Source organism: Lysinibacillus sp. RU7, assembly GCF_057837305.1.
The window spans coordinates 1-13,308 of record NZ_JBYQFK010000016.1 but is presented as its reverse complement, the minus strand read 5'-3'; the positions used below and the strand labels follow the sequence as shown (position 1 = coordinate 13,308).

The window sequence follows — 13,308 nt, the reverse complement described above, 5'->3', positions numbered from 1 at the left end:
TTTCTCGGCTATCATAAAAGCCTACCGAAAAATCGGCAAGCTCAATTATCCTTGCATTACATCAAGAATAGAAAACTCTTCTGGCATATCCCAATCTTCAAAAGTAAATTCGAAATCGTCTTCAAGATATTCAGAGTCTGCATCTAACAAGGCAATAATGCCCCCATCCAAGTTACAGTCGATAAGAATTGTAGTCTGACGGCCAACTGTGGAAGTATTATCTTCATTGGTTGTTTGAATATCGAAATAAATATCCTCACCTGTATCTTTGTAATGTTTTAAAATCTTACGGAAAATCGATGTATTAAAGTGGAATGTAGCTGAACCTGTGCCCTCCCATCCTGTCGATTTATTCCCTTTACCTGGACGTCCCATGATTGGCACTTTTGTTTTTGTTTTGTCCATACGTGCCTCTAAATTGATAAGTTGTGCAAATAAATAGCGCGTCTCATCAATCGTTACGTATGCACGACCTTGAGCACCGTGAATTGAGTCACGCGCATGCATTGTGTCTGTTGCACCAGCAAAGAACTGTAAGTTTAACGTTACTAATGGCTGAAAATCCTTCATGTTCCCCCTCCTTACGCTACTGTCGTTGTGACATAAAGTTGCGTCATTGCAACTGTTGGAATGACTTCTTCGTCCACAACAACCGCTTTCTTCGAATTGCCTTGCTTCACAATTAACAGCTCTGGATTGTAATTTTGAATTGCTCGAATACGTTGCATTTCCTCACGGTGCGCTTTTAAATCGTTTCTAAGCGAGATACGACCATCATCATCGTTCGGCACTTTACCTAAGTATCGCTTGTTAAATAAATGCGCCGTATCGATAGCGATTTGATCAAGTACACGGATGACCTGATTCATGCCGAAGTCCTCGTTTTTATCAACTGTAAACGATACGAACGTATTAATATCTTCAAGCACACGAATTTCTTCACCAACATGATGGAAAATAAATTTCCCTGATGTTAAGAGTTCCGTTAACTGTAATTGAGTTGTCGCACCCTCAAAACTAATTTCAAAGTTACCGTCATACAATTTATTGGTATTCGATTTATTTACTTGGCAACCTGCTGCAGCACCACCTACCCAGTAAACTAATTCATGTGTACCACCGACAACTGAATTGTGTACGTCAATAATTCCTTCGTGATCTGTGTTGCCTAAGTTGTGACCGATTAGTTGGAATTTCGCACCTACCGAATCACGCATACGTTTTGTATAAGCGATAAACAGCTCTTTAATACCTTCATCATCGGATGGACAAATTAAGCCGTTAAAGCCTAATGATTCAAATTTATCCAGTGCTTTTTGCCACGGTGTACCTGTTGGTGTTGTACCGTTTGAACCACCGATAAACGGCGTACCAGCTGTTTCTGCTAATGTTGCATTTTTCTTAAATACAACAAATTCTGTATCAACCAATTGCTCTGCTGTTTCAACGGTTTGTTCATCCACTAGCGATGGACCGAAATAAGTCATTACATCAAATTTTGATGGATTGTCTACGTTAATTGAAATAACAATCGTTAAATCATTACCACGAATCCCTTTACGTGCAGCTGTACCATACGCATTAGATGCAGCAACACCGTTTTCATTAATCGGATGGATAAATAACGTATGTGAGTTTTTGAAAATGTCTTTGATGCCGTCTAATTTATCGCTAGTGTAGTCGTAGCCAAATAACGACAAGGAATCACTTTCAAATGCTTCAGCTGTAATAGTCATTGCTCCCTCTTTATACCAATCAAACACATCTGGTAATGCAACATAGCCACGGTCAGCTAAGTTAACAAATGCACGGGCCTTGCTGATGAAATTATGATAAACACCGGGTAACTTCTTATTTTGGGTTAACCATGTACCCCCACCTAACGCCATTACTTGTTCCCTCCTTCATAAAATCCTTTCAAGATTTTTTCTACTTGTAGTTGCGTATATTGCTCATCATCTTTTAATAACACCTTTAAGGCATCACGACGATGGGCGTATTTACGAGACTTCAATAACTGCTCTTTTGAAAATCTCGGAAATGTTTGTTCAATCGCTTCTCCTACTTGTTCAGCTGTAACACCAGTCATTTTTTCAGCCCGATCCATCCAATCACCCTTTCGTTTTTTGATAATGCTCTAACGAACCCATGAGCACTTTTGCTTCGATTTCCTGTAAGAAGAAATTAAAATTCATGAAGTTATGACCGATACCATCAACAACCTCACTTGACTTACTTGTAGCACGCATAAGCGAACCATTTAGGAGTGCTACTTCTTTCAGTGCATGTTGCACCTTCAAACTCATATTGGCGCTCTCCGACGCACCGTTTCGTGGGAAATACTGCACGTTAAACTGCGCTCTTATCTTCCACCGTTTGCCGATTTGTGGAATGTGATCTAAATGCAAAAACTGAATGAAAAAAGCAGGAGTGGAAAACCCCTGCGGTATTTCATCCATATATTTTTTGTAGTTGTTGCCGAACACTTCATGTAGCTTTCGTGAAATAGCAACCATGATATCGTTAATTTCCATCGAAAGCCTCCTTTAGCATTCGTGTTAATTTTCGTTCGATGATTGCTGGTGCTTGCCCTTCTAATTCGTTTGCTGAAATAGTCATCATGAAGCGCCCGTTTACCCAACCTTGATGATTAACAGTACGGTGTCCAAATTCAACATACATAGCGTATTCTGTTGGATTAAACACTTCAATTTGATAATTATTACCAACCTTTTTAACGGTAGTATCAGCAGTCCAAGCATTTCTTAAAGTACCACCAGTACGTCCATCTTCATAAACCCCAACAGGTGTACGCAACTTGACCTTACGTAACAAACGAGCCGCAATCTCTTTCGTCATGGATTCAAGGAACTTTTCATAATCCTGTCCGAGACGTTGTATTTTCCTCTGCATACGTTGTAGTTGCCGATAATCCACGCGTGCTCCACGTCTAGCCATCAAGCCCACCCCTTAAATAAATCGAGTACGATTTCTTGATGGTCCATGAAGATACCAGGTTTACCACTACGAGTGTATTCTTCCATCACATTGTCTTGGGTAACGATGATTTTACATCCTGCCGGTATCTCATATTCATTTCCAAGCGACAGTTTAATTTGCTTTGTAATCATTGCTGGTCCACCGGTTGACGATGTGCTAGTGAGCTTTTCATGGGATAACTTACATTTGAGATTTTCATGAATAGTGGCCTCTCCAGTTGTTGTAACATGAGTGATTGGATCCTCAACTTCTTGCCATGCAATAACAGTGCATTTACCACGCCATAGCTTTTCAAGTGCTTTACGACGAGCGCTTACCATGTGAGCACCCGATATTTCACGAAATCGACTTCGTTATGTTGCAGATAAGTAATAAAAGCGTTGAAGCGTGCTTCTGGTGTGGATTTTGCATCAACGGCAAATTCAACATCGGTGTCACCGTCTTTGACGCGCTTTTCAACAGCATCAAAATTCAACGTGCTAATATCTAGTAAGCCCATGGATTTTTTAGTAAACAAAAATTCCCCAACGGCCATATCGATAGCGACATGTTCTAACCCTTGAGGAATCTCATATAAATTTGTTTGATTATTAATATGGTCAGTCGTTTTTTTTACTGCAAAAGTAAGCAAATAATCATCTGTAGATGTTGGCTCATTAGACACCGCAACACCTAATGCGGCTAAACGTTCTTTTACTTTTTCGAGCATGCAATCACACCCTATTCTGCTTTTTGAGCCTCTTCGATTTTTTTGATAATCCCTTCCTCAGTGGAAGCCTTACCAATATCGATGCCGCGCTCCTCGGCATAAGCTTTTAATTCCTCAATGGTTTTCCCTTCAAACGGATTAACAAGTTGTGGATCAGCTGGAGACATTTCGTCCTTCTCTACTTTGTAACCTTTTGAAGCGAACCATTTAATTAAATGCTCATTCTCCGTTTCACCTATACCATTCACAAATGGTACTGTAGCAGATACCCCCGTATATTTTTTATTAGGTGCATAAATTTTAGCCATGGATTTCCCTCCTTACTTCACCTTGATTTTGCGCATTACACCCGCGGCTTTGGTAGCCTTTAACGCAACGCCCGCAACCATCTCAACCTCACCTTTTTTCACAGCTCCGGCTGTTTTAAAATCTGGTAGCCATGTATTAACAGGTGACTGATTTGCCATTGAAATACCGTGGAAACCGTCTAAGCCTAAACGAGCGGCATACAGGGACGTATGACCATCTATGTCAACTCCTACGACATCTGTATTCGATCCTGGTTTAGCACCAAAATCAACTAACGGAATGCCATTGTAGTACTCAACATTCACACCAAAATCATTTTTCGTAATTTGGTATGCTCCTGCACGGCGAGCTGCCGCGCGGATTTTTGCAATTAGCTTCAAGTTACCACCAATGAAATCGGGCTTACCATCAAGCCCCATTAAGAATTCATCAAGCTCATCCAAGAAGCGAGAATAGTTTGTGTCAACTAATGCTGAAGTAGACAAGTCGATAGCCACCGCTGGGTCGTATTCAGTAGACGATCCAGTTAGTGCTTTATCCAATCCATCAAAACAATTTGCGTCAACAGCTGTGTCACCGTTAATAACAGTGTCATTGAATAATGCAGAAGCTGCTTTGATTTTTTGTTGCATTTGTAATGTTGTTTCACTCACGATACCGCCCATATTCGCAATAATACGGTCAATCTCGAACGAACCACCGAATACTGCTAGATCAGTAGTGATGCGCTCCTTTTGTACTTCACCAGGTGTATACTCATTATTCACCGCGCGGAATCCAGCAGTTGGCTGTGTCTTTAAACGAGTATAGCCATATGTTAATGTTGCGCCGCCACCAGTTGGCGTAACAACATCATCGAATGTTAAATTGTCAAAAAGAAATGAGCTCTTACGGAACTCATCAATTACACCCATTTGTAAATCATCCTGTACATTTAATTTTGCTTGCGCTAATGTTACTGCCATGTGAAATTACCTTCTTCCTTAAAGTTATTCGCCCTTGCTGAAATAAGCGGCTACAGCATCACCTAGGGACTTTGGCTGTGCGTTCGGCTGCCCTGCACCACCGTCACCGGCAGGAGGAACAAAACCTCTTAAATTTGTTTGTTGTTGCTGTGTTTCCTTTTCAGGCACAAATAAAAACGACTTCGATTCTTTCAAAGTCGTTAACTGATCGTCAAGACCACCTTTAATAGCGCACTTGTCATCTAATTCAATTTTCGCTTTGTCTAGCAAGCCTGCTACAATATCAACATCTTGCACCTTACCAGCTAAAGATAATTTAACAGCCGCGCTTAAACGCTCTTCCTGTAATTGCTGTTCATATTGCTCCTTAGCTTGTTGCTGGGCTTCCTGGAGCTTCGTAATTTCGGCTTGCAATGTTTCATGACCTTTCGCCTTGTCCTGCAAATCCTTCAACTGTGCATCATGCGTTTCAATCTGCTTTTCAAGTGCCTTTTTTGCATTGTTTACCTCATCAAAGCGCGTCTTAGGGATAACAACACCTTGTGCATCCAATAGCTGTTGCGCTTGCTCCTCCGTATAGCCCATCGATAATAAAATTTCTTTCGTTAACATGTGCATCCTCCTTCGACTTTAACGTGCAACGGCACGATGGAATGTTTGCTCTATTCGCTTTTTACGCCTGTTTGAGCTTTTGGCGGAAAGTATTTCATATATAGGGTAATCGTATGGCAAAAATAAAAAGCCTTTCAAATTAATGAGTGACTTAGATTGATTTATACAACAAAACGCTCATACCATTCCGGATATTTAATCTTGCTATCAATATAATAAATTTCACCGTTTCGACCACGAGCCACCCTTTGACTATAATCGTCATCAAAAAACGGAGCTGTGGTCGTACGACAAAAGGGTGGAAAGGATTTGCTGTAATGCCTGGCTCAAAATCGCTCATTTTGAATACTTTCCCGTCCATAGACTGGCATATGTCACTGGTCTTGCTGTCCAATGTGGCAATAATTTCGTACTGCTCAACATTTAGCTCTCCAAATGCAGCCTTTTGCGCGGCAGCACTAAAGAAGGAGGATTCCGTCATGACTAAACGGCGCACTTGATTTTTAGAAGCAGCCGAACCAAGCTTTTGATGCACTGCACTCACAATCTTTTCTGGTCCAATGCCGCGTGCAACAGATTGTCCTAGCTCCTTGTGTAACGTGTCAATTAGCAAGCCACGATCACGCCAAAGCTTTGAGCTGAAAGTCAGGTTATCTGCTGTCCAAGGCTTACTAATCACTTGCGTTAACAACCTTTCATCGAGCTTCTGTAACGTAAAACCAACACCAAAAGCACGCTGCACTTCAAAAGCTGTATGATAGTATTGGGACTGATAGCTTTCTTTAATAAACTGTTCAAAGCCTTTAATATGCCCGTCATACAACTTTTCAATGTGCTGCTGTATTTGTATCTGTAGGGACTCTAATCGGCTAATATGAACCCGCGCGGAGGCATTTTCAAGCTGTTTCATCCACTGCTGATTCATCGCGTTCTTTTGGCCATAATCAATGTATTCTTCTACTGTCCAACGAAACTCGCGCAGCTCGTCAGATTTCAACAAACGTTTAGCCTCATCTAGTGTAATTTCGTTATTGTCAGCGAACCCCGCATACCACTTTAGAATATCCTTCTCAAGCTCAGCCATCGTTTTAATGTATATCTTCTCAAGTTCAGCATAATAAAAAACGGAACGGCGGTGCTGGGCATCTTCTAATAGCTCAAATCGTTTGCGCCAATAATTGCGCGGCTTTTTTACCATTCAATCACCTACTTTCATGGCAATAATAAAAAGCCACTCTATTGAGTGACTTCATTGACGTTTATATTCCCGTACTGTGAAATGTTCTTCTGATTCTTCAACCGTAAAATCAGAACCGAAAATAGAAGTAGATTTTCCGGTATCATAGGTTCCTTTAGGAGATGAGTTTTTTATATCCTCATATAGTTCTTTGCTTAAAACAACTTCCGCTTTTTTGCCCGGGTTATTAGCATAAAAATCTTTTAATTCTCCTGAAATTTCATCCAATACATCACCAATAATTTTATTCTTCGACAATTCAAACGCCCCCTAAAAGTGTTTTCTAAATTATACCACCTTCAACACCCTGCTTCTGCTTAAAAGTCTCATCATAATTATCAAACATATTCATTTGTTCCTGCTGCTCTTGCTTCTTGCGCTTCAATTCTAGTTGCACATCTTTTACATAAGGATGCTGAGCAATCTTTGTTTCCTCAGATAAATACGTTGATTTATCTAAGCCCTCAATAACCTCTGTTTCATTGATTAATACATCACGATTAAAGATGATATCCACTTGCTCACCGTCAAAGTCACCTAGTCCCTTATTAGCAAAATCCTGATTGATGAACCATAACAAGTCCTCAAATGCGGCTTGATATTCCGTTTCGATCGCATTAGCGTCTAGATCGATATCCAAATACATTGATTGAATATTCATCTGATTCATGTTGCCGCCCATACGCTCGTCCTTCATATCTACACCTTTGCCATTTTCAATAATGGCCCGCTTGAACAATTTCAAAATGGACTCATAGTTATCTTTATTTACGGTAATTTCAAGTGTACGGACATCACCGCGGCTCCCGCCATCGGAACGTACTTTTACCGCGCCATACTTCGCAAGATTATGACGGAACTCTCCTAGGTTCTGCCCATCGTAATTTTCTAGTACGATAATGGTATTGTGCGTGTCCTCATCCATATGGTTCTCGAAATTTGAAAGAATTTTATTGTATGCGTCCTGAAGGTTTTTCACACGCTTAATCAGTGGGATAACCTTGTGATTGTATTTGAACGGAATGAGCGGCAGGCGCTCCCAATTCAAATAATCCACCTGTAGCTCGTCACCGGCATAGGACTCCAATGTTAAATAATACGAACGATCCTCTGCTGGAATAAGCGCATTATTTACCCATTCATAATGATCGATACCGTCTAGCTGATAATGCTCTACCTTGGTCACAATCTTTTCTTTCGTCCCATGCAACTCGACAATGTTGTAAATACGCATAGCCGACTTAACATTAGTCTTATCACCGTCCTCCCAAAAAGGAAGAATTTCATGCGCAGGGAACCGCTTAAACGCGAGCTGACCCTTTTCATCATAATAAGGATGCAGCCAAGCAAGCCCTTGATTTAACGAAGCTTCACCTACATTACGCAATAACCGATGAAAACGCTTGTTTAGCACCTGCTTGAGCGCGGCATGATATTGTTCGTTTTGCGTTTCTACCGTCAATGGTTTGGCGAGTAAATAGTTCACCTTTTGGTCCACTAACATCGCATATTGATTATCGACGCGGCGGTTATTCGGTAAATGTTCGGCTTGTACTTGCATGCCATTCGGTCCGATAACTGTACGCTCACGCTTCAAAATATCATGCTCTCCCTCATAGTAAGCCTCACCCAGTAACATCAATTTACGCTCATCTGATTTTAAAAATCGTAAAACCGCGCGCTCAAGTGCTTTCAAATCATCAGTAGCCATTGGCACGTGCTGAGATATTAATTGATTTAACTTATCTGTCTCTGTCGTATTGCCCTGAAACGGGAAATAACCTGTCATACATGTTCACACCTTTCTTAATCGAAACTGAATGTAGATGGACGCATATCACCTTCAAATGCATAACGTGTTGCATCGATCGTATGATTGTCTTTGTCCTCTAAGCGCGGCAACGGATTGCCATCTTTATCTGTTTGATAATCGATATTTTCAAATTCTTTGGCGATATCTGGTGTACGTAATGGGTCAATGTAAATAGCATCTAAATCATCTAGCCATTCCTCGCCATATTCAACGCTATCAGGACCTTTTTTCACACCGTAAATGCGCGGGATACCTAACTCGTCACGAAGCTCCGCAATGGACTTTGGCTCCGCACTATCTGCTGCAATGCGGTCATTTTGATAGCCGCGCTCCTTTAGCTTTTTAGCTAGCGCGCGGTTACTTATTTTTACACCGTATACCTGGTCAATGGCATAGATAGCATTTTTCTTTTTATCATAATGCCAGCGCACAAACGCTAATGGATCCGTAGCATAACCAAAGTCAACAGCGTTACGAATGTTATCGAATGAAGCTACCATCTCATCGGTAATACATCCCTTCTGAACGACTAAATTATCGAATGGTACAACACCTGAGCCAATCGCTTCGCCACCATACTCCCAGCGATAACGTAATGGATTTCGTGCTTTTGCAGCTTCTGCCTCTTCAATAAATTGCTTTGAAATGTACGGATTGTCATGATACGTAGAATGATGTACCACGGTATTATCTGGCTGGAACGAGCTCTCATACTTTTTATTCACCCAAGATTGCTTTCTTTTCGGTGGATTATATGAATAGAAAAACTTATAAAAAAGACCATCATCCAGCTCGCCGCGCAAAAGCGAGTTAGTGATAGTCGTAATTTCATCTTCATTTTTAAATTCAGCCATTTCCTCTACCCAGCATAATGCAAATGGAAATTCGGCACTTTTCAAAGATTTGATACGTGCAGGATCCTGTGCGCCTCTGAAAATCATATAGTTACCGCGCGGCATATATGTTACACGCATCGGACTCTTATTAATCTTAAATAAATGCGCCACCCCTTGCTCATGAATGGCCCACTTAATTTGCTCGAAAATCGATGCTTCAATTGTGTTGTCAACCTTACGAATCCCCACAGCATTGACTGGATAACGCATGAGTAGCTGCACAAATATATGCGCTATATTCGATGACTTACCGCTACCACGACCGCCCTTGCAAACAACATGTAAAATATCCTTCGCAAGCGCGGCATTCCATAGCGGGTGGAAAGCTTTCGGAATGAGTTCAGATAACTTCTTTGTCGTCATTTTTTCTCACCGCTTATATCATCAACGAATATCGGCGTAACAGTACCGTTGATTTCCTGTTTATCCGTCCACATTGCGTATCGCTTGCCCAGAAGTTCTGCAGCCTTAATACGTTCAGCCGTTGTCGGTGGCATCTCTTCATCGATTGTTTGAGCACCTTCGCCGATGCCGCGCAATACTGCTGATTGTGCCTCACCACGTAATACTGACGTTAGCAGCTCCAATATTTCCTGCTGATCCGCTACACGTTCCGACTTCAATTCTTCCATACGTTCGGCTATATAAGCGGAAACGTTAGCATTTGTTAGCAATCTACTCGCATTCGCTTTAGCTGTTGTTTCCTTCTTAACATTTGGATATGCCTTTAAATACGCTTGTGTCGCATTTCCTAGCTCGATATAGGCATCGGCAAACGCTTGTTGCTTTATTGTTAATTTATTTACTTTCCCAATGGCCTCACCTCATTTATGTTAATCACTCAATAAAAATAATTTAAAAAGCCACGCTCATAGAAACGTGACTTATAAATATTGAAACTCTTATATATAGGTAATCGTATGGCAAAAAGCAATAAATACTTTATGCAATATCAAACAAATCCTGCTGAGTCCCATTTTCAAGGTTCTTACGAATTTTCCTTTTAGCTCGGTTATAATAACTTTGCACTGTACTTTTTGTTACAACTAGCATTTTTGCTACTTGGCTAAACGAACTGCGGTCAGCTTCGATTGCTACAAATACAGCCCGTTCATCGTCAGTCAACCCTTTTAGCGCACTGTTTATCTTCTGCTTATTATCTTCAGCTCTGCGCCACTCTGCCTTAAAACGCTGTTCATGCTTGTGAGAGCTTAAATAATTTTGTAAATTCATTAAGGAATCTAACATTTTATCCTCGTCGTTAACATAAGCCATATATGTTTGCATATGATATGGGTCTACTGGGTACGAATCAATCCGAGTAGCCGCGCGATACTCAGCTGGATCATAACCAGTTTCCATCCACTTAATAGCTTCCATCAAGTCCCGCTGCATACTTAGACAACCACCGATCTCTCGTAAATCCTTCAATGACTGCTTATATTCTTCGATTAAATCTGGAAAATACATGCCCGTTGCCCCCTTTAAAATAAAAAAGAGGACACAAAGCTAGAGACTGCCCTTGTCTCTAAACTTCATGTCCTCCGGTGTTTTCCGTAAAAGACTATTTAGTTTTAATACGGCGACGTTTACTTTCGCTCACCTCGAAAACTGAACCATGTTGCCAATTAATAATGTCCTGCCCGTATTCTTTCGGTAACAGTACATCTACAATTTTACCGCCCTGTACAATGTGCACACCGTCTTCTAATGTTATTGCTTGTTGAGTTGATTCTTTGCCCATGTCGCCCACCTCGTATATAATGGAGTTACGTGTATAAGTTTGATAGATTTTGAGGTGGCTCGGCTGATGCTGGGCTATTTTTTATGGCAAAATACTTTCAACTATGGATAATACAAAATCCACTAGATCATGTAACATGCTTTTCTTTTTGCTACGTTTCCCTCTAGCCATTTCTATAACTCATGCAAGCGTGACAATTTAATGTTTTTATCGACGCATTGATCAGAGTCACAATAAATTAAATCTTGGTCTGTAGTTTCGTAAACCTCGCCACAATCGTCGCATTCGTATTTCAGAGTCTCCATTTATCACAATCACCTTCCTACGTATAATTGACGGAATGCTTAGTTATCTTTTTCTCGTGCATCATGAATCTTATTCCAAATTTTCTCCAACATTTGATGTTCGGGTTCATCTTGGCTGTAGTCACCTTGATCTACATGCTCTACACATCGAAGTAACAAGGACAACTCATGGGATGTAAAATAAATACTCTTCCCCAAAAACTCACGTCCTTTCCTAAGCAAAATGTTTCAATCAAAAATAGTGCCGATAATTCTTGATCTAAAATGAACGTTAGCAATCAAATTCTCATCGCCCGCCATAAACGCTCCCATATGCATACTCACTTCTTCGTTCCAACCTTCATCCGAGTCTTCATCATCGAATATCCGAATAATGTGACCGTCATAAATCTTGTTACCGTCCATGTCTTCATAACCGCTATATTGTAAAAGCTTAAATTGATTTTCTTTTGCGCTTTCTATTAGCTCGCCGAACCCCATTTCAAATGCTACGCCGTTAAATGTAATCTGTTTATTTTTAAAGTCAATCCATTCCACATCAACAATCTTCCCAGCGCTTAAATGTGATTCATCGATGATTTTTGCACGAAACTTTATATTGTCCATATCAACCCTCCAATTACTGCGCAAAATGTTTATGCTGCTCATCTTCGTAATCTATAAAACAACCACAACCACCAATATCCCAAATATCACACTGGATAGGTTTCTTCTCCAGCTCGTTTAATGTCATAGTCTTGATGTACGAATACGGTTTATTGATTGGCTTTCCTTTACTGTCATTACCAAACAACCTACGCTCTGAAGCTAGATAATCGGCATTCGCTAAAATGTTCTTTATTTTATCCGATTTGACACCATTCGAAAGGAAAGTGTATACATCTTCGAATAGATAATCTTTACATTTACCACTCTTTATTTGTGGTTGTTTTGCATACCGGATGTATTCGCTTATGATAATTTCCTGCTCTTTTACTTCTTGAAATGTCTTCTCATCTTTCATCAGTAGATTTTTATAATGTCCTTGCCCTGCCTTAACGCAGCGTCCCTTGCAGTTGTTATGAACAAAGCCCATATCATAAAGTCGTGGTCTGCGTATGCTATATAATTTCAATATTTCCTCGTTGTCTACTACTTCCTCAATTAATGGCATTTGCACATCGAATGGCGCCCAGTTCTTTTTAATAGCTCCTTCTCGATGCATTTCATCCCACCCAATGCCAAAATAAACAGAAGTATCGGTTACAAACTCTTCACTTAACGGCTCAATCGGTGCTTTCAAAAATTGATCGTTATACCATTTTTCTATAGCTGGTTTGATGCCCTTCTTGAAAAATTTCGCTGCTGGTTCCATCTTTAATTTTTTCGAACAATTACCAACGCGACTGTTATATAAAAATCGCTCTCTGGCCATCAACTGTGGTGGCGTTAAACCTACTGAATGGTACAACATCGGAAGTTCCAATTTGTCACTAGCTTCGTAGATGAAGCGATATAAGTCCTCATCCTCCCAAAGGGTATCTGTAAAATAAAGCAATATGTTATCGTTCGGGAATCGCTTTTTAACTAAGTGAGCGACTGTAAATGATGATTTGCCTCCGCTGAAAAATATGACATGGTTCTTCAAAATCGCTCACTCCCTTCTTACCTCCAGTCAATAGGTTTTATAAAAACAATTAATGCGAAGAGATGATTTTTTTTGTTTAGGAGGGGGTACC

General features: G+C 40.5%; 20 protein-coding genes. All 20 read right to left on the bottom strand.

Annotated elements, in window-relative coordinates:
- Positions 1-45: 45 nt before the first annotated feature.
- The 20 genes from AC3II9_RS12630 to AC3II9_RS12535 all read right to left on the bottom strand — a co-directional run bounded on the left by AC3II9_RS12630 (position 46) and on the right by AC3II9_RS12535 (position 13,217).
- Positions 46-570: a phage tail tube protein gene (locus tag AC3II9_RS12630; protein WP_489155944.1), complete on the bottom strand. Its 525-nt coding sequence runs from the start codon at positions 568-570 to the stop codon at positions 46-48.
- A gap of 11 nt (positions 571-581) precedes the next feature.
- On the bottom strand, positions 582-1,889 hold the full coding sequence (locus AC3II9_RS12625; RefSeq protein WP_489155942.1) for a phage tail sheath family protein: 1,308 nt from the start codon (positions 1,887-1,889) through the stop codon (positions 582-584).
- Entirely contained in the window at positions 1,889-2,107 is a 219-nt protein-coding gene (locus tag AC3II9_RS12620) for a hypothetical protein (protein ID WP_489155940.1), read from the bottom strand. The genes AC3II9_RS12625 and AC3II9_RS12620 overlap by 1 nt, the downstream gene beginning before the upstream one ends.
- Positions 2,108-2,111: 4 nt before the next feature.
- On the bottom strand, positions 2,112-2,534 hold the full coding sequence (locus tag AC3II9_RS12615) for a phage tail terminator family protein (protein ID WP_489155938.1): 423 nt from the start codon (positions 2,532-2,534) through the stop codon (positions 2,112-2,114).
- Positions 2,524-2,958, bottom strand: a complete 435-nt coding sequence (locus tag AC3II9_RS12610; protein WP_489155936.1) for an HK97 gp10 family phage protein — start codon at positions 2,956-2,958, stop codon at positions 2,524-2,526. Before AC3II9_RS12610 ends, AC3II9_RS12615 begins: the two co-directional genes overlap by 11 nt.
- Complete coding sequence (locus tag AC3II9_RS12605) at positions 2,958-3,320, bottom strand: hypothetical protein (RefSeq protein ID WP_489155934.1); 363 nt, start codon at positions 3,318-3,320, stop codon at positions 2,958-2,960. Before AC3II9_RS12605 ends, AC3II9_RS12610 begins: the two co-directional genes overlap by 1 nt.
- Positions 3,314-3,709: a hypothetical protein gene (locus AC3II9_RS12600; RefSeq protein WP_489155932.1), complete on the bottom strand. Its 396-nt coding sequence runs from the start codon at positions 3,707-3,709 to the stop codon at positions 3,314-3,316. The genes AC3II9_RS12605 and AC3II9_RS12600 overlap by 7 nt, the downstream gene beginning before the upstream one ends.
- 11 nt (positions 3,710-3,720) lie before the next feature.
- Positions 3,721-4,017: a hypothetical protein gene (locus AC3II9_RS12595; protein WP_489155930.1), complete on the bottom strand. Its 297-nt coding sequence runs from the start codon at positions 4,015-4,017 to the stop codon at positions 3,721-3,723.
- A gap of 12 nt (positions 4,018-4,029) precedes the next feature.
- The gene (locus AC3II9_RS12590) at positions 4,030-4,983 is read right to left on the bottom strand and encodes a major capsid protein (RefSeq protein ID WP_489155928.1); all 954 of its coding nucleotides are present in this window, start codon (positions 4,981-4,983) and stop codon (positions 4,030-4,032) included.
- Between the two features lie 24 nt (positions 4,984-5,007).
- Entirely contained in the window at positions 5,008-5,595 is a 588-nt protein-coding gene (locus AC3II9_RS12585) for a phage scaffolding protein (protein ID WP_489155926.1), read from the bottom strand.
- 151 nt (positions 5,596-5,746) lie between these two features.
- Entirely contained in the window at positions 5,747-6,793 is a 1,047-nt protein-coding gene (locus tag AC3II9_RS12580) for a minor capsid protein (protein ID WP_489155924.1), read from the bottom strand.
- Positions 6,794-6,844: 51 nt separating this feature from the next.
- The gene (locus AC3II9_RS12575) at positions 6,845-7,090 is read right to left on the bottom strand and encodes a hypothetical protein (RefSeq protein WP_489155923.1); all 246 of its coding nucleotides are present in this window, start codon (positions 7,088-7,090) and stop codon (positions 6,845-6,847) included.
- A gap of 25 nt (positions 7,091-7,115) precedes the next feature.
- A complete protein-coding gene (locus AC3II9_RS12570; protein ID WP_489155921.1) occupies positions 7,116-8,621 on the bottom strand; it encodes a phage portal protein in 1,506 nt (501 codons plus the stop codon).
- Between the two features lie 17 nt (positions 8,622-8,638).
- The gene (locus tag AC3II9_RS12565) at positions 8,639-9,904 is read right to left on the bottom strand and encodes a PBSX family phage terminase large subunit (protein WP_489155919.1); all 1,266 of its coding nucleotides are present in this window, start codon (positions 9,902-9,904) and stop codon (positions 8,639-8,641) included.
- Complete coding sequence (locus AC3II9_RS12560; RefSeq protein ID WP_489156088.1) at positions 9,901-10,332, bottom strand: terminase small subunit; 432 nt, start codon at positions 10,330-10,332, stop codon at positions 9,901-9,903. The genes AC3II9_RS12565 and AC3II9_RS12560 overlap by 4 nt, the downstream gene beginning before the upstream one ends.
- A gap of 151 nt (positions 10,333-10,483) precedes the next feature.
- Positions 10,484-11,011, bottom strand: coding sequence for a sigma factor-like helix-turn-helix DNA-binding protein (locus AC3II9_RS12555; protein WP_489155918.1), 528 nt, complete (start codon positions 11,009-11,011; stop codon positions 10,484-10,486).
- A 94-nt stretch (positions 11,012-11,105) separates the two neighbouring features.
- Positions 11,106-11,285, bottom strand: a complete 180-nt coding sequence (locus AC3II9_RS12550; protein ID WP_391366634.1) for a hypothetical protein — start codon at positions 11,283-11,285, stop codon at positions 11,106-11,108.
- Positions 11,286-11,629: 344 nt separating this feature from the next.
- Positions 11,630-11,788 (bottom strand): hypothetical protein, encoded by a 159-nt coding sequence (locus tag AC3II9_RS12545; protein WP_489155916.1) that lies wholly within the window; start codon positions 11,786-11,788, stop codon positions 11,630-11,632.
- A 30-nt stretch (positions 11,789-11,818) separates the two neighbouring features.
- Positions 11,819-12,196, bottom strand: a complete 378-nt coding sequence (locus AC3II9_RS12540; protein ID WP_489155914.1) for a YopX family protein — start codon at positions 12,194-12,196, stop codon at positions 11,819-11,821.
- 13 nt (positions 12,197-12,209) lie between these two features.
- Positions 12,210-13,217, bottom strand: coding sequence for a phosphoadenosine phosphosulfate reductase domain-containing protein (locus AC3II9_RS12535; RefSeq protein ID WP_489155912.1), 1,008 nt, complete (start codon positions 13,215-13,217; stop codon positions 12,210-12,212).
- Positions 13,218-13,308: the final 91 nt, after the last annotated feature.

Excerpts from the sequence above, each read along its gene's own strand:
- AC3II9_RS12630 (WP_489155944.1), bottom strand. The coding sequence starts at position 570 with ATGAAGGATTTTCAGCCATTAGTAACGTTAAACTTACAGTTCTTTGCT.
- AC3II9_RS12625 (WP_489155942.1), bottom strand. The coding sequence starts at position 1,889 with ATGGCGTTAGGTGGGGGTACATGGTTAACCCAAAATAAGAAGTTACCC.
- AC3II9_RS12620 (WP_489155940.1), bottom strand. The coding sequence starts at position 2,107 with ATGGATCGGGCTGAAAAAATGACTGGTGTTACAGCTGAACAAGTAGGA.
- AC3II9_RS12615 (WP_489155938.1), bottom strand. The coding sequence starts at position 2,534 with ATGGAAATTAACGATATCATGGTTGCTATTTCACGAAAGCTACATGAA.
- AC3II9_RS12610 (WP_489155936.1), bottom strand. The coding sequence starts at position 2,958 with ATGGCTAGACGTGGAGCACGCGTGGATTATCGGCAACTACAACGTATG.
- AC3II9_RS12605 (WP_489155934.1), bottom strand. The coding sequence starts at position 3,320 with ATGGTAAGCGCTCGTCGTAAAGCACTTGAAAAGCTATGGCGTGGTAAA.
- AC3II9_RS12600 (WP_489155932.1), bottom strand. The coding sequence starts at position 3,709 with ATGCTCGAAAAAGTAAAAGAACGTTTAGCCGCATTAGGTGTTGCGGTG.
- AC3II9_RS12595 (WP_489155930.1), bottom strand. The coding sequence starts at position 4,017 with ATGGCTAAAATTTATGCACCTAATAAAAAATATACGGGGGTATCTGCT.
- AC3II9_RS12590 (WP_489155928.1), bottom strand. The coding sequence starts at position 4,983 with ATGGCAGTAACATTAGCGCAAGCAAAATTAAATGTACAGGATGATTTA.
- AC3II9_RS12585 (WP_489155926.1), bottom strand. The coding sequence starts at position 5,595 with ATGTTAACGAAAGAAATTTTATTATCGATGGGCTATACGGAGGAGCAA.
- AC3II9_RS12580 (WP_489155924.1), bottom strand. The coding sequence starts at position 6,793 with ATGGTAAAAAAGCCGCGCAATTATTGGCGCAAACGATTTGAGCTATTA.
- AC3II9_RS12570 (WP_489155921.1), bottom strand. The coding sequence starts at position 8,621 with ATGACAGGTTATTTCCCGTTTCAGGGCAATACGACAGAGACAGATAAG.
- AC3II9_RS12565 (WP_489155919.1), bottom strand. The coding sequence starts at position 9,904 with ATGACGACAAAGAAGTTATCTGAACTCATTCCGAAAGCTTTCCACCCG.
- AC3II9_RS12555 (WP_489155918.1), bottom strand. The coding sequence starts at position 11,011 with ATGTATTTTCCAGATTTAATCGAAGAATATAAGCAGTCATTGAAGGAT.
- AC3II9_RS12550 (WP_391366634.1), bottom strand. The coding sequence starts at position 11,285 with ATGGGCAAAGAATCAACTCAACAAGCAATAACATTAGAAGACGGTGTG.
- AC3II9_RS12540 (WP_489155914.1), bottom strand. The coding sequence starts at position 12,196 with ATGGACAATATAAAGTTTCGTGCAAAAATCATCGATGAATCACATTTA.